This is a genomic window from Actinocorallia aurantiaca (assembly GCF_039533685.1).
GTDB classification, from domain to species: domain Bacteria; phylum Actinomycetota; class Actinomycetes; order Streptosporangiales; family Streptosporangiaceae; genus Actinocorallia; species Actinocorallia aurantiaca.
In genome coordinates, this window is sequence record NZ_BAAATZ010000025.1 from 158,717 (window position 1) to 172,531 (window position 13,815).

General features: G+C 70.0%; 16 protein-coding genes. 6 read left to right on the plus strand and 10 right to left on the minus strand.

The window, feature by feature from the left end; all coding sequences use genetic code 11:
- Positions 1-132: 132 nt before the first annotated feature.
- From ABD327_RS26775 to ABD327_RS26795, 5 genes are all read right to left on the minus strand, one after another.
- Complete coding sequence (locus ABD327_RS26775; protein WP_344454024.1) at positions 133-771, minus strand: TetR-type transcription factor C-terminal domain-containing protein; 639 nt, start codon at positions 769-771, stop codon at positions 133-135.
- Positions 772-870: 99 nt separating this feature from the next.
- A complete protein-coding gene (locus ABD327_RS26780; protein WP_344454026.1) occupies positions 871-1,365 on the minus strand; it encodes a MaoC family dehydratase in 495 nt (164 codons plus the stop codon).
- Positions 1,362-1,892, minus strand: coding sequence for a flavin reductase family protein (locus ABD327_RS26785; RefSeq protein ID WP_344454028.1), 531 nt, complete (start codon positions 1,890-1,892; stop codon positions 1,362-1,364). Before ABD327_RS26785 ends, ABD327_RS26780 begins: the two co-directional genes overlap by 4 nt.
- Positions 1,889-2,647, minus strand: a complete 759-nt coding sequence (locus ABD327_RS26790) for an enoyl-CoA hydratase/isomerase family protein (RefSeq protein ID WP_344454030.1) — start codon at positions 2,645-2,647, stop codon at positions 1,889-1,891. The genes ABD327_RS26785 and ABD327_RS26790 overlap by 4 nt, the downstream gene beginning before the upstream one ends.
- 73 nt (positions 2,648-2,720) lie before the next feature.
- A complete protein-coding gene (locus ABD327_RS26795) occupies positions 2,721-3,830 on the minus strand; it encodes a serine hydrolase domain-containing protein (protein WP_344454033.1) in 1,110 nt (369 codons plus the stop codon).
- Between the two features lie 115 nt (positions 3,831-3,945).
- Between ABD327_RS26795 and ABD327_RS26800 the strand changes: the two genes are divergently transcribed.
- Positions 3,946-4,458 (plus strand): GNAT family N-acetyltransferase, encoded by a 513-nt coding sequence (locus ABD327_RS26800; protein ID WP_344454035.1) that lies wholly within the window; start codon positions 3,946-3,948, stop codon positions 4,456-4,458.
- 121 nt (positions 4,459-4,579) lie between these two features.
- On the opposite strand, the gene ABD327_RS26805 is transcribed toward ABD327_RS26800, so the two are convergent.
- A complete protein-coding gene (locus ABD327_RS26805) occupies positions 4,580-5,023 on the minus strand; it encodes an ATP-binding protein (protein ID WP_344454037.1) in 444 nt (147 codons plus the stop codon).
- Between the two features lie 216 nt (positions 5,024-5,239).
- On the opposite strand from ABD327_RS26805, the gene ABD327_RS26810 reads away from it, so the two are divergent.
- Complete coding sequence (locus ABD327_RS26810) at positions 5,240-6,097, plus strand: helix-turn-helix domain-containing protein (protein ID WP_344454039.1); 858 nt, start codon at positions 5,240-5,242, stop codon at positions 6,095-6,097.
- The gene (locus ABD327_RS26815; protein WP_344454041.1) at positions 6,054-6,257 is read left to right on the plus strand and encodes a DUF397 domain-containing protein; all 204 of its coding nucleotides are present in this window, start codon (positions 6,054-6,056) and stop codon (positions 6,255-6,257) included. Before ABD327_RS26810 ends, ABD327_RS26815 begins: the two co-directional genes overlap by 44 nt.
- A gap of 122 nt (positions 6,258-6,379) precedes the next feature.
- Here the strand turns inward: ABD327_RS26815 and ABD327_RS26820 are convergent, their stop codons facing one another.
- From ABD327_RS26820 to ABD327_RS26835, 4 genes are all read right to left on the minus strand, one after another.
- A complete protein-coding gene (locus ABD327_RS26820; protein ID WP_344454043.1) occupies positions 6,380-6,847 on the minus strand; it encodes a YxiG-like protein in 468 nt (155 codons plus the stop codon).
- Between the two features lie 224 nt (positions 6,848-7,071).
- Entirely contained in the window at positions 7,072-7,971 is a 900-nt protein-coding gene (locus ABD327_RS26825) for an oxygenase MpaB family protein (RefSeq protein ID WP_344454045.1), read from the minus strand.
- Between the two features lie 227 nt (positions 7,972-8,198).
- A complete protein-coding gene (locus tag ABD327_RS26830; protein ID WP_344454047.1) occupies positions 8,199-9,950 on the minus strand; it encodes a glycoside hydrolase family 2 protein in 1,752 nt (583 codons plus the stop codon).
- A complete protein-coding gene (locus ABD327_RS26835) occupies positions 9,940-11,196 on the minus strand; it encodes an MFS transporter (RefSeq protein ID WP_344454049.1) in 1,257 nt (418 codons plus the stop codon). Before ABD327_RS26835 ends, ABD327_RS26830 begins: the two co-directional genes overlap by 11 nt.
- 78 nt (positions 11,197-11,274) lie before the next feature.
- Here ABD327_RS26835 and ABD327_RS26840 point away from each other — a divergent pair, with 78 nt between their 5' ends.
- The 3 genes from ABD327_RS26840 to ABD327_RS26850 all read left to right on the plus strand — a co-directional run bounded on the left by ABD327_RS26840 (position 11,275) and on the right by ABD327_RS26850 (position 13,815).
- Positions 11,275-11,961 (plus strand): TetR/AcrR family transcriptional regulator, encoded by a 687-nt coding sequence (locus tag ABD327_RS26840; protein WP_344454051.1) that lies wholly within the window; start codon positions 11,275-11,277, stop codon positions 11,959-11,961.
- Positions 11,958-13,019, plus strand: a complete 1,062-nt coding sequence (locus ABD327_RS26845) for a DUF2804 domain-containing protein (RefSeq protein ID WP_344454053.1) — start codon at positions 11,958-11,960, stop codon at positions 13,017-13,019. The genes ABD327_RS26840 and ABD327_RS26845 overlap by 4 nt, the downstream gene beginning before the upstream one ends.
- 199 nt (positions 13,020-13,218) lie before the next feature.
- Positions 13,219-13,815, plus strand: a complete 597-nt coding sequence (locus ABD327_RS26850; protein ID WP_344454055.1) for a TIGR03086 family metal-binding protein — start codon at positions 13,219-13,221, stop codon at positions 13,813-13,815.

Consider the following 13,815-nt stretch of genomic DNA (forward strand, 5'->3'; position numbering starts at 1 on the left):
TGCGGTCTCGATCACCGGGGCGCGGGAAAGGCCGCCGGTTCCCTCCCGGCGGTGACACGGCACGCGAGGCCGTCGGAAACGAGCCGTGCCACGGCACGGCGGAGGACGCCCCGGCGGGGCGTCCTCACAGGGTCAGTCGGCGTCCGCCCCGGGGATCAGGACGCCGTCGAGCACCATCGTGCTGAACTGGCGGGCGATCTCCTCCGGGCCGAACGCGCCGGCGGGGCTGAACCACTGGTAGGTCCACGCGCACATGCCCACCAGCCCGAAGGTCGCGATCTTCGGGTCGAGGTCGCGACGGAAGAAGCCCTTCTCCACGCCGTCGCGGATCACCCCGGCGAACGCCCGCTCCACCTCGTCGCGCTTGCCGGCCACCTCGACGAACCGCGGCCCGTTCAGGTGCCGGCGCTCCTGGTAGAAGATCGTCACGTGGGCGTGGTACTGCGTGATGCTGGTCAGGCTGACCCGCACCAGCTCCCTGAGCCGGACCCGGGGGTCGTCCGTGGCCTCCATGATCTCGCCGATCGCGGAGAGCTGCGCCTCGATGTAGACGTTCTGGATCTCCCAGAGCAGCTCTTCCTTGGTCGAGAAGTGGTGGTAGAACGCACCTTTGGTGAGGTTCGCCCGGTCCACGATCTCCCGGATGGACGTCCCGTCGAACCCCTGGGCCTGGAAGAGGCTCAGCGCGCTGTCCATCAGCGAGGTACGCGTGGCCTCGGGGTCGTAGCCGTCCGGCCAGCGGCGTCGACGTGCGGGCGTGGTCTCCGCCATGCTCTTCCTCCCGGTCGCCGTGGATCGGCTTTTCGGAGGCACAGCATACCGACCGAACGGTAGGAACATGCGGATCTTCGTGGGACACGTGTCCCGCCGTCACTCCAGATAACGGAAGACGATCTCCGCGACGCACACCGGCCTCGGCGTGCCGTCGGCCGACACGGTCACCGCCGCCACCGCCTGGACTCCGCCCTCGACGGGCTCCGCCCCGGCCAGGGACGCCGTCGCCCGGACCCGCGAGCCCGCCCGCAGCGGAGCAGGGAACCGGACCCGGTTCATCCCGTAGTTGATGCCCAGCCGGGCCCCCTCCACCACGAGGATCTCCGACAGCAGTACCGGGATCAGCGAGAGCGTCAGATGCCCGTGGGCGATCGTCCCGCCGAACGGCCCCGACGCGGCGCGCTCCGGATCGACGTGGATCCACTGGTGGTCGCCCGTGACCCGGGCGAACAGGTCGACGTCGTCCTGGGTCACCACCCGCCAGGCGGACCTGCCCAGCTCCGCGCCCCGCAGCCCGAGGATGTCCCGGACCGCGACCGTGGTGGTGGCGGGCCCGTCGTCCGCGGCCGGCTCCTCTGTGGTCCGGTTCATCGTCCTTCTCCCTTCGCACGGTCCTGGGCCGGGATCACCGAGAACGATCCCCGGTGGTACGTCAGCGCGCCGGAGCCGGCGTCTCCGTTCTCCACGTGATCGACCTCGACGATGAAGATGAGATGGTCGCCGCTGGGCACTCGCTGCGTGATGGGCCCGGCGAAGCACGCGGCGGCCCCCGGCAGCAGCGGCTCACCGCCCTCCCCCGCCACCCACGGGACGCCCGCGAGCCGTTCCTCCCCGGAGAGCCCGGAAGTGGCCAGCCGCCGGGCCAGCTCCCCCTGTTCGGCCGCCAGCACGTGCACCGCGAGCCGCTCCGCCCTCGACAGGACGGGGTAGCTGGAGGTTCCGACGCCGATGCAGACGAGCACCTGCGCCGGGTCGAGGGACACGGAGGTGAACGAGTTCACCGCCAGCGCGGCCACCGCCCCCGAGGCGTCCACCGCCGTCACGGCGGTCACCCCCGTGGCGAACTGCGAGCACGCCTGCCGGAACTCGGCGGCGCCGACACGGTTCGTCGTCTTCATTTGGTGTTCCCTTCCGGCCGCCGCGCGGCCATCGCCTGCTTCACGCTGAACGCGGCGGACGCCGCGGCCGCCTCCAGAGCGCCGCCCGACGGCGCCGCGGTGATCCGGCGGTAACTCTCCAGAGCGCGCGTCACCCCCGAGACCGGATGCCCTGCGATCACTCCGGCGAGACGTTCCACCTCGGCCCCGAGCGCGTCCGGCCCGACGACCCTGGAGACCAGGCCCAGCTCACGGGCGCGTTCCGCCGTCACGGGCTCCCCCGTGAGCGTCAGATCGAGCACCGCCTTGGCCGGGAGCGCACGCGCCAGGTCCACGAGCACGCCCGCGGGCGCGATGCCGTGCCTCACCTCCGGCAGCGCGAACCGCGCGTCGGCCGCCGCGACCGCCACATGGACATGGGCGAGCAGTCCGAGCCCGAATCCGGCGGCCATGCCCTGCACGCCCGCCACCGTGACCGCCGGAACCGCCCACAGCTCCTCGAGGAGCCGGTGGACGTCGCACAGCTCCGCCGCCAACTCCTCGGCGGACCGCCGCCCGAGTTCGGCGAACCCGGCCGTGTCCCAGCCGGAGCAGAAGTGGTCGCCGGCCGAGCGGATCACCACCACGGCGCACTCCGGGTCGTTCGCGACGTCCTTCACCGACGTGACCAGCAGCTGAAGCATCTCGGTGTCGACGGCGTTCCCGCGAGACGGCCGGTTGAGGGTGACCTCGGCCACCGCACCGCCTCGCCTGACAAGCACCTTCTGGGAGACCATGTCCGATATAATACCAACCGGCCGGTATTAAAAAAAGATCCCCCTTCAAGGCGGCCGGTCCTCGCCCCCTTCGTCAGCGGGTGCGGGCCACTTCCGCGGCCACGGCGCGCAGAGCGGGCATCGTCTCGCTGGAGTCGAGCTGGAGGAAGGTGTTCCGGACGATGACCACGTTGTGCCTGGTGGACACATAGATCTTCTGGTCGCCGAAGCCCGTGGCCTGGAAGCCCTCACCCGGGTCGATCCACCAGTGCAGCCCGTACCGGGAGTTCACGCCCGACGGCGCGGTGGCCTGGGAGACCCAGGATGCGGGCACGACCCGACGTCCCTTCACGACGCCTCCGTCGAGCATCATCTTCCCGTAGCGGGCGAAGTCGCGGGCGGTGGCGTAGATGCAGCAGTAGCCCAGCCCGTTGCCGTGCGAGTCGTTCCCGACGTAGGCGGTCGAGGCCATGCCGGACGGACCCCAGACCTTCTCCTGCATGTACCGGTAGAACGGCATCCCGGTGGCCTTCTGGACGACGAGCGCCAGGACGGCCGAGTTCATGCTGCTGTAGTTGAACGTGCTCCCCTGCTCGCCGGCCTTCTTGCGGGTCGCCGCGAACTGCAGGGTCGACTGCCAGCCCATGCTGACGGACACGTGCAGGGGAACGTCGTCGGGCGTCTCCTCCCACTGGACGCCCGACGCCATCCGCAGGAGGTTCCGCAACGTCACCGCCCCGTAGGCGCTCCCGGCCAGCTCCGGCACGTAGTCGCCGACGGTGTCGTCCAGAGACCTGATCTTCCCTTCGTCCAGCGCGACGCCCACCGCGCTTGAGGTGAACGACTTCCCGACGGACCAGGACTGGAACAGCGACTTCTCGGTGAAGCCCGACGCGTACCACTCCTTCACGATCTTCTCGCCGTCCAGCACCACGAACCCCTGCGCGGTCCGCCGCAGGTAGTCCTGCAGGGTGCGGGTCTCGCCTTCGAAGGCGTAGGTGACGTCGAGTTCGCGCGGCGCGCTCGCCAACGCGACCGGATCGCCCGACGCCTGAAGCGGATCGAATCCAGGCAGTACCGAATAGGGCCAGACACCGGAATCCGCCGGTGTCGACGCGGCGGCCGGAGCCGGAGCGGGCGCGGAGGTGACGAGACCGACCATCAGGGCGGCCGTGACGGTCAGGGACAGGGATCTGCGACGCATGAGGGCTCCCGGAGCATGGGGGGTGGGCGCCGAATGTCCTAACCGGACGTTAAATCAGAGTGACGCACGCCACAATGCCCAATTTTCACAACTTCCCCGGGGAAGACTCGACCAGATGGAGCCCCTCACCCACCCCCCGCGCCTGATCCGCCCGACGTCCGCGTTCCGAGACTCCTACCTGACCGGCGAACGAGCGGACCCCATCCTCGTGCCCGGCAGCTCCGCAGACTGGCTGGACAAGGCCGCCGAAGACTTCGACGCCTTCGTCGCCGAACGCGCCACCACCCACACCCGCTGGGACGTCCCGTCCGACTTCTACTGGTACGTCTCAGGCGAGCACTATCTGGGCACCCTCGTCATCCGCCACCGCCTCACTCCGGAGTTGGCCATATCCGGCGGCCACGTCGGCTACCACGTGGTCGCCCCCTGGCGCCGCCAGGGCCACGCCACCCGCATGCTCGCCGCCGGCCTGACCGAATGCCGCCGCCTGGGCCTCGACCGGGTCCTCCTCACCTGCGACGAGGACAACGCCCCTTCCCGCCGCGTCATCCTCACCAACGGCGGCGTCTTCGACGGGCGGGCTCAGGGCGAGGACCGCTACTGGATCGACCTCACACCCGCTTCCTGAGCACCCCGCCTCCCGCGAGCCACCCGCACATGAGCACTCGCCTCGGCAGCCGGTCCGCGCGACGGATTTCGGCAGGTCTCCTGCGACGACCACCGGACCCTGACCGAGCCGAGCCAGCGGTTCAACTTCTGAGCCTCGCCCAGACGACCTTGCCGCCCGAGTCCAACGGCGTGACGCCGCAATCGGCGGAGAGCGCCGCGACGAGCGTCAGCCCCCACCCGCCGTTGTCGTCGAAGCTCTCCTCGCTCAGGTCCAGATCCTCGAGTTCCAGTTCGACGACCGGCGGCGGATCCCGCGGAAGCCCGGGACAGGAATCCGCTATCCCGAGAACCACGCCGTCCGCGTCCCGGCGGCAGTGCAGGGTGATGCTCCCTCCGACGGGCGTGACCGCGACGGCGTTGGCCACGAGTTCGGCCAGGATCAGATGCGCGTCGTACCTCGCGTCTTCCCCCAACCCCCACGACAGCAGCCGCTGCCCGACCAGCGTCCACGCCAGCCCGGCACTCGCAGGCGACGCCGCCATCCCCATCCGCAGCTCCCCCGAGGCCTTGAGGCCGGAAGTCATGAGACCACCGTCCTCACGACGGACGATGCGGAAGCCGCCCCCCGCGTCCCTCCGATTGCTCGAACATCCATGTCGGCCCCCTCGTGACTCATCGACGATTTCAGTGACCACGATCACACTGACGGTCACTCTGTGCTACAAACCCTCGAAGACCCCTCGCCACACCCCTGACCGGCCCCGTCAAACCCTTCCCGGTTTCGTCCTTGGAGCGTCCCCATGCCCGCACGAAGCGATCCGCACGCCTCCCCGGCGATCCGGGCTTTCGCCAACGAACTCACGGCACGACGAGAGATGGCCGGACACAACAAGGCCGACCTGGCCGCCCTCCTCGGCTACACCGCCCAGTTCATCGGCCAGCTCGAAGCCTGCAAGAACGTGCCGTCCCGCAAGGTCGCCGAGGACCTGGAGACCTTCTTCAAGACCGACGGCGTGTTCCCCCGCCTGTGGGAGAACATCAACGACACCAGGAACGTCGCGGCCCTTCCCCCGGGCTTCGCCGACTACCTCACCCGCGAATCGCAAGCCGCCGAACTGCGGATCTACTCCGCGCTTCTCGTGGAGGGCCTCTTCCAGGCCGAGGGATACGCACGGACCATCATGGGAGTCCTTGGCACGAGCAACACCGAAGATCTGATTTCGAAGCGACTGGACCGAAAGCTGATCTTCGAGCGCGAATACCCTCCTCACGTCTGGTTCATCATGGACGAAGGAGTCATCCGACGCGTTATCGGCAGTCCGAGAGTGATGTTCGAACAACTCCGCTATCTCTATGAACTCTCTCAGCAACCGAGATTCATGCTGCAGATCGTCCCGTATGCCGTGGGCTACCACGAAGGCCTCGGAGGAAGCCTGACCCTCTTGGGGTTCGAGGACGGCCCGAGCATCGGCTACACGGAGTCCGCAGGCGTGGGAGTCCTGGTCGAGCAGCCATCCGGCGTCTCCGATCTGGGGGTACGGTATGACTTGCTCCGGGGTTACGCGCTCCCGGTGCACGAGTCCCGGACAATGCTCAAAGAAGCAATGGAGAGCTATGAACGGCTTGGAACCGACTCGGTGGCGCAAGAGCAGCCATAGCGATCATCAAGGCGGCAGCTGTGTCGAAGTCGCAGACCTTCCCACGGCAATCGCCATACGCGACTCCAAGAACCCGAACGGACCCAGGCTCACATTCAGCCATTCGGTGTTCCTCTCGTTCACCCAGCAGATCCGTTCCAGGCCGTACGACCTGAGCTAGCCGCACACGCTGAGCGATATGGGCCTGGAAGGAACTGAGCACGGCGTTCACGATCCTGCCGGACAGGCCGCTCTCGGACTACGACGCGGGCGCAACATATGCCGCCCGCTACGTCGGAGTTCTCATCCTTCCGGGACATCGCCCTGCTCGAGCTCTTCGACGTGCAGCTCGGAGAACACCAGTGCCAGGTCATGGGCGTTCGTCTGGATGCGGACTTCGTGGAAGTCGATGCCGAGAGCGGTGGCCCATCGCCGGGCCACGGGTGATTCGACGACGATCGTCGCTCCGGGGTAGAGGGCGTGCCACTTGACTCCCCAGACGTATCCGTCCAGGTCGACGCCGGTCGCGTAGTCGGTGAGCCGGTCGTCCAGAGAACCGGACCAGATACCGGGTGGCACGGTCGTCTCGCATCGCGCGTGGACGCAGTACCGGAACAGGTAGCGCAGGTCCGCGGGAGGGATGCCGGTCGACGGGTCGGCCGTGACATGCACGATCATCTCGTAGTCGCGCATGTAGTCCACGAAGCCGTGACGGGTGACGGCGCCGTCGAAGATCTCGTCCAGAGCCCGCTGGAGTTCGGAGACGTCCACAGCTCAGTCTTACCGCTATGACCGTGCTTCCGGCCTTGGTGCCCTTCGAGGCACTGCTCCCCGCATGATCCTCCGAGCCATACGTGAGCGGAGGTCCGCGCGTCGTCTCACATCGGGTCGAACCGGCCTGCGCAGAGCGAGCAGGCCGGAGGCCTGACGAGGAGGGCTTGAGAGAACCGTCCGGGCCTGGCGTCACCTCGCCCGGCGAGGACGGAGCTCCCAGGTCAGGGGTGCGGTGCGGGCCGGTAGCGTTCTTTGCGGGTCTTGATCCCGATCAGCCGCATCGTGGTCAGCAGCGACCACCGGTTGAGCCGGGGCGGGATGAGCGGGGTCAGGGTCCGGACGACCGCCGCCAGGCGTTCGAACCGGCGCTGCTCGGCGTCGCTCCATGCGATCCCGAGACGCGTCCTGACCCGCTCGGGCAGGCAGCCGACGGCGATGAGCGTGCCGAAAGGGCGTAGCAGCGGCCGTTGCAGTCGTATAAGTACGGACGGGACGAACGGCACCTTTCCGATTCCCACGGTACGGGCGATGCGGATCGACCGCTCGGCCGGGACGGTCAGTTCCAGCTTCCGGTCGCAGAACGCCTCGAAGGCCTCCTGGAAGGCGGCGTAGTCGGCCGGCACCGGCCGCATCGTCACCCCGTAACCGGCGTACCAGGTGACGGTCTCGGCGTACAGGCGCTCCCGGTCGGCATCGTCCAGCAGGCCCTCCGGATAGAACAACTCCACGGTGCGGAACATGTGCCAGGTGAACGTGGCGTGCGCCCACCAGAACGTCTCCGGGTCCAGGGCGTGGAAACGGCGTCCTGTGGAGTCGACGCCCTTGATGTCCCGGTGCAGGTCACGGATGCGACGGGCACGCTCGGGTCCGTCGGCTTCGAAGATGGTCGCCCAGATCTGCGGGACCGACCGCCAGATCCGCCCGAACGGGTCGTCGAGGAACCCCGACTGCTCCGCCACCGCCGTCCCCAACGGCGGATACATCAACTGCAGCAGCCCCGTCGCTCCGCCTGGAGCGGCCGCGCGCAGATCTCCCGCGACCCGCCACAGCAGCGAGTCCGGCCCGAGCGGCGCGCCCGCCCGCTCTCCGCGATCGCCTTCAGCCGGCTGAGCCGTCGCCATGGCAGTTCCTTCTCCGCTCCACCCGGCTGAAACAGTGACATAAATATGTCTCACCTGTCCAGGCGTCGGCAGGGACGCGGATCGACGACGCCGCGAGTGGCCAGCGGTCTCCTTCCTCGACACGAACGCGGTGGCAGAACTCGCCGGCCGACAGAGCATCCGCGCGGCCGTCCGTGACGGACTGCGCCTTCTGACCCGGCCGCCCGAGGCCTGACGGCTCCGGCGGGTCACTCGTAGCGGAGCCGCGAGGTCACGGCGCGGACGGCTTCACCGTGCAGTTTGACGACCTCGCGGTCCTGCGTGAGCAGGCCGTTCATCTCGTCCTGCACGTCGCTCAGCTGGGTGTACACGGTGGCGCTCAGACCGCGCGAGATCGCCGGGATGATCTGCTCCTCGTGCAGGCGGACGAAGGCCCGGGTCAGGTCGCCGGAAGAGCGGTAGCGGCGGTAGCCGAAGAGCCGTTCGCTGCTGCGGTGCCCCTCGACGGCCAGGCTGTAGCCCCCGTACTCCGTCAGTGCGAGCACCCGGCGGTCCCGTCGCCTCCGGAAGAGGGAGCGTTGGCGGGGGACCCGGAAGCGGCGGAAGTAGACGTGCAGGCTGCGGAGGTCGCCGCCGCCCTGGTCGTGCCAGCCGCTGGCGTGGTCGACGGTCCGGGTCGGGTCGAGTTCGGCCAGTTCGGCCGCGATCCGCACCGCGTCGAACTGGCCCCAGCCCTCGTTGAACGGCACCCAGACGGCGAGTCCGACCACGTTGCGCAGATGCTCGACAGTGGCGCGCAGTTCGTGTTCGAACTCCGTGCGTCCGGCGGCGTCGGCGCGGCCCATGCCGCGGAGCGCACCGGCCCGGTCGTCGCGCACCCGTACGAACGGGGCGACCGCCGGGAGCGTCACGACCGCCGGGTGGTAGTGCTCGCCGCCGTTGACCAGGTCCTGCCAGACCAGCATGCCGAGCCGGTCGCAGTGGTGGTACCAGCGCAGCGGTTCGATCTTGATGTGCTTGCGCAGCATGGTGAAACCGAGGTCCTTCACGGCCTGGATGTCGCGCACCATCGCCTCGTCGGACGGCGGCGTGTACAGGCCGCCGTCCCAGTAGCCCTGGTCGAGCACTCCGGCGTGGAAGTACGGCCGCCCGTTGAGCAGGAGCCTGGGCAGGCCGGACTCGTCCGGGCCGACGCCGAACGAGCGCATGCCGAAGTAGCCGCGCACCCGGTCCTCACCGAGGCGGACCTCGACGTCGTACAGGAACGGGTCCTCGGGCGTCCACGGCCGGACGTCCTCGACCGGCAGGCGGACCGGTTCGCCCGCCGAGGTCTCCGCGGTCGCGATCACGGCCCCGTCCCGCAGCACGTCGACGCGGGCGGACCGTCCCTCGGCCGCTTCCGCGCGCACGGTAATCTCCACGCACGCCTCCGCGAGGCGCGGGACGATGACCAGCCCCTGGACGTGGGCCGTCGGCACGGACTCGGCCCAGACGGTCTGCCAGATTCCCGACTGCGGGGTGTACCAGATCCCGCCGTGCCTGCCGCGCTGCTTGCCGCGCGCGTGGTGGGCGGTGTCCGTCACGTCCCGCACCTTCACCACCAGGGTGTTCTCCCCGCGAACCAGCGCTTCGGTGACGTCCAGGACGAACGGGAGGTAGCCACCCACGTGGCCGCCCACCGCGACGCCGTTGAGCAGCACCTCGCAACTCTGGTCCACCGCGCCGAAGTGGAGCAGCACACGATCCCGGACGAAACCCTCGGGCAGGACGACGGTGCGCCGGTACCAGAGCGCCTGTTGCGGAGTCAGCGTTCGTTCGACGCCGGAGAGCGGGGCTTCCGGGGAGTAGGGCACGAGGATCTCGCCGTCGTACGCCGTCGGCTCGGCGGCACCCGCGTCGGTGATGGCGTACTCCCACCGGCCGTTGAGGTTCAGGTGGCTGTCGCGGACGAGTTGCGGCCGCGGGTACTCCCCGTGGACGGCCGAGTCTTCAGCGGACACCCTTGATCCTCCAGACCAGTCCGGCTCCGGTCAGCGCGGCGAGCGCCGCGACGCCGAACATCAGGGGGTAGCCGCCGGACGAGGTAACCAGCGGCGCGGCCACGACCGGGCCGAGGACGAAACCGAGCGAGGTCGCCAGGCTCACCACGCCCAGGTCCTTGCCGCGGTCGGCGTCGGCGGGCAGCAGCCGGGTCACCATGGCCTGGTCGACGGAGATGAAGATGCCCGTTCCGGCTCCCAGCAGCCCGGCCGCGATCAGGGCCGTGGTCCAGCTGCCGCCGAAGGCGAGGGCGAGGGCGGCGAGGGCCATCACGGCGCCGCCGGTGAAGACCACGACGCGGGTCCGGCCGCTGCGGTCCGACCACCAGCCCGCCGCGAGGCCGGGGAGGACGCTGCTCAGCGAGAAGACCGTCACCATGATCAGCACGCCCTGCTGGTTCGTGGAGCCGGGGAAGAGGTCCTCGTAGTGCACCGAATCCCGCAGGTAGTACAGGAGGTAGCCGATGCCCATCGAGAGCGCCAGATTCACCAGGAACCGGCTGAGCCAGGCCCAGGCGAAGTCCGGATGCCGCCTCGGGCTGACCCAGAGCCCGGACCAGACCGGCCGGCGCGGGCCCGGCGGCGGCAGTTCGGGCTCGCGGTAGCGCAGCGGGAACGGCAGGGCGACCACCAGCAGCAGCACGCCCATGGCCAGGTAGCCGGCCAGCAGGTCCTTGACCGCGAAGGTCACCACGGCGCCGCCGATCAGCGGGCCGATCAGGACGGCCACTCCGGCCAGCGCCGAGGCCCGGCCGCGCTGGCCGACCGGGACCTGGTCCGGCACCGCGGCGACCGCCGTGGCCAGCACCAGCGTGAAGGCCAGCTGCGCCAGCGACCAGCCGAGGACGAGGCCGGCGATCGAGTGCTGCGCGCCCAGGAACCCCAGGGAGGCCGCGGCCGCGAGGGAACCGGCGACCACCCACGGCCGCCGCCGCCCGAAGCGGGTGCGGGTGCGGTCCGAAAGGGCCCCGGCCAGCGGGTTGGCGACCGCGGTGACGATCGCGCCGACCGCGAAGACGACGGCCAGCGACGCCTCCTTGTGGGCCGCGTCGATGCGCTCGACGTGCGAGGGCAGCAGGATCTGCGTCGACGCGTTCGAGGCCATGATCACCCCGAGCTGGACCATGGCCAGGAGGGACATCCAGCGCAGCGAGACGTTCGGGAGGCGTTCGCCGTCGCGGGCCGCGGGCTCGGTCAGCTCCGTCACGGCCGTCACCTGTCCTTACCTAAAACGTGAGGGGGCGCCATGTTAGAACATGACGGGTCGCCATGTTATGACTGTGCCGTGGAGAGTCAAGGGGTACGCCGCACGCCGGTGCAGCAGCGCAGCCGCGAACGCGTCGAGCGCATCCTCGACGCCTGCGCCGAGCTTCTCGACGAGGTCGGCTCCGACGACCTGACCATCACCGAGGTCGCCCGCCGCGCCGGGGTCCCCACCGGCACCGTGTACCAGTTCTTCGAGGGCAGGCTCGGCCTGCTGCGCCAGCTGGCCCTGCGCCACCTGGACGTCCTGATCGGGCGGTTGCGCGCCCGGGCCGCGGGGGAACCCGGGCTGACCTGGCCGCACGCGGGAGAGATCGTCATCGACGAGACGGTGCAGATGCGCCGGCTGATCCCGGGGTTCACCGTCGTCGACTTCGGCGAGGCACGCCCCGGCGGCGAGAAGTACCTGCCCGAGGGCACCACCGAGGCCGGTGGCGACATCCTGGCCGAACGGCTCTACCGGTTCGCGGTCGACGAGGCCGGGCTGCCCCCGCTGGCCGACCCCTACCGCGTGACCAGCCTCGCGATCCAGGCCGCAGCCGCCGGCCTGGAACTCGCCTTCCGGACCTCCCGGGAGGGCGACACCGCCATGATCGAGCAGACCAGACGCCTGCTCGCCGCCTACTTCGCCGACGCCGCCCGGCGTTCGCGCGCCGATCCGCCGGGCCGTGAGGGCCCGGCCCTCACCGAACGGGACGGTGGCCAGTGACCACACACGAACCGGAGATCACCGCCGCCGTCGACCTGTGCGGCCCCGACGGCCGGTTGAACCCCGCCGCGGCGGGCTGGTCGCGGACCCCGCTGCACCGCGCCAACCTGCGCGGCTGGGGCCGGACGAAGCGCTGGGAGTACTGGTGCGTCACCTCCCCGACCCACCTGGTCTCGGTGACCGTCAGCGACATCGACTTCCTGTCCCTCAACACCGTCTACGTCCTGGAGTACGCACGGGAAGGAAGACCCGCCGTCGAGTTCGAACGCACCGCGCTGGTGCCCTTCGGGCGCGGGGTCGAACTGCCGGAGGGCATCGCGGGCAGCGGCGGCCCCCACGGCGGCGACGTGACGGTCGGCCCCGAGAAGCCCATCAGAGGCCAGGTGCGGGTCTCGCTCGCCCACGAGCCCGGCGGCACCCGGCTACGGGCACGCGCGGTGAGCCCCGACGGCCTCCCCGTCGAACTCGACGTCCTCGCCGCGCTGCCCGAGGGCCACGAGACCCTCAGCGTCGTGGTCCCCTGGAGCGAGAAGCGGTTCCAGTTCACCTCCAAGCACACCGCACTCCCGGCATCCGGAAGCCTGCGCATCGGCGACCGGACACTGCCCTTCGCCGACGACGCCTGGGCGACCCTGGACCACGGCCGGGGCCGCTGGCCCCGCGCCATCACCTGGAACTGGGGCGCCGCCTCCGGCACCACGGACGGCCATACCGTGGGACTCCAGTTCGGCGGCAAATGGACGGACGGCACAGGCGCGACCGAGAACGCCCTGTGCGTCGACGGCCGCCTCAGCAAGATCGGCGACCAGATCGACTGGCACTACGACCCCGCCGACTTCATGCGCCCCTGGACTCTGCGCACCCAGAACTCCGACCAGGTCGACCTGACGTTCACTCCGTTCCACGACCGCCGCACCCGCACCGAGGCCGTACTGCTGGCGAACCGGACGGACCAGTGCTTCGGCCACTACTCCGGCCGCATCAGAACCGACGCGGGCGACGTCGTCCACATCGACCGCCTCCTGGGCTGGGCCGAAGAGGTCCGCATGCGCTGGTGAGCCGCTCATGGGCCCGCGTCGGATCCGTGCCGACGATGTTCTCCAGGCCGACGAGCCCGATCCCGATCCTCCAGCACTGCCGGTTCGAAAACTCGGCCCGCACGCTCCCCGGAACGATTCGATGTCGTCGTCTTTGTTCAATACGGGGAGCCGCCGTTCCGCTTACCGTGCTCTGATGCCTGAGGGGAAGAAAGAAAGCATGGAACTGAGAACGGTGATGGGCCGGGCCGCTGAGGCGGCCGTCGGGGTGGTGCGCGGGATCGGGCCGGAGCAGCTCGGGCTGCCCACGCCATGCCAGGGGCTGGACGTCAGGGCGCTGGCGAACCACATGATCTTCTGGACCGTGGTGCAGGGGTATCCGGCGGGGCTCAAGCGGTCGGCGGAGGAGCGTACGGGCGGCGCGGAGGAAGGGCATGACTTCACCGCCGAGGCCGGGTGGGCCGAGGAGTACGCCGCGCGGGCGGCGGCGACCGCCGCGGTCTGGAGCGAGCCCGAGGCGTGGGACGGGGAGGCCTCGCTGACCGGGGCGGGGACGATGCCGGCCGCGTTCGCCGGCGGGATCGTGTTCGGCGAGTGGCTGCTGCACGGCTGGGACCTCGCCGCGGCGACCGGGCAGAAGCTCGACGTCGACGACGAGGTCGCGGCGGCGTTGTACGAGAACGTCGCCGTCAAGGCCGAGATGGCCAGGAAGCACGGCGTGTTCGGGCCGGAGGTTCCCGTGCCGCCGAGCGCGCCGGCGTTCGACCGTGCGCTGGGGCTGGCGGGACGGGACCCCTCCTGGTCGCCGAGGGCCTGA

Excerpts from the sequence above, each read along its gene's own strand:
- ABD327_RS26780 (WP_344454026.1), bottom strand. The coding sequence starts at position 1,365 with ATGAACCGGACCACAGAGGAGCCGGCCGCGGACGACGGGCCCGCCACC.
- ABD327_RS26815 (WP_344454041.1), top strand. The coding sequence starts at position 6,054 with ATGAACGGCTTGGAACCGACTCGGTGGCGCAAGAGCAGCCATAGCGAT.
- ABD327_RS26795 (WP_344454033.1), bottom strand. The coding sequence starts at position 3,830 with ATGCGTCGCAGATCCCTGTCCCTGACCGTCACGGCCGCCCTGATGGTC.
- ABD327_RS26805 (WP_344454037.1), bottom strand. The coding sequence starts at position 5,023 with ATGACTTCCGGCCTCAAGGCCTCGGGGGAGCTGCGGATGGGGATGGCG.
- ABD327_RS26775 (WP_344454024.1), bottom strand. The coding sequence starts at position 771 with ATGGCGGAGACCACGCCCGCACGTCGACGCCGCTGGCCGGACGGCTAC.
- ABD327_RS26850 (WP_344454055.1), top strand. The coding sequence starts at position 13,219 with ATGGAACTGAGAACGGTGATGGGCCGGGCCGCTGAGGCGGCCGTCGGG.
- ABD327_RS26810 (WP_344454039.1), top strand. The coding sequence starts at position 5,240 with ATGCCCGCACGAAGCGATCCGCACGCCTCCCCGGCGATCCGGGCTTTC.
- ABD327_RS26825 (WP_344454045.1), bottom strand. The coding sequence starts at position 7,971 with ATGGCGACGGCTCAGCCGGCTGAAGGCGATCGCGGAGAGCGGGCGGGC.
- ABD327_RS26790 (WP_344454030.1), bottom strand. The coding sequence starts at position 2,647 with ATGGTCTCCCAGAAGGTGCTTGTCAGGCGAGGCGGTGCGGTGGCCGAG.
- ABD327_RS26785 (WP_344454028.1), bottom strand. The coding sequence starts at position 1,892 with ATGAAGACGACGAACCGTGTCGGCGCCGCCGAGTTCCGGCAGGCGTGC.
- ABD327_RS26800 (WP_344454035.1), top strand. The coding sequence starts at position 3,946 with ATGGAGCCCCTCACCCACCCCCCGCGCCTGATCCGCCCGACGTCCGCG.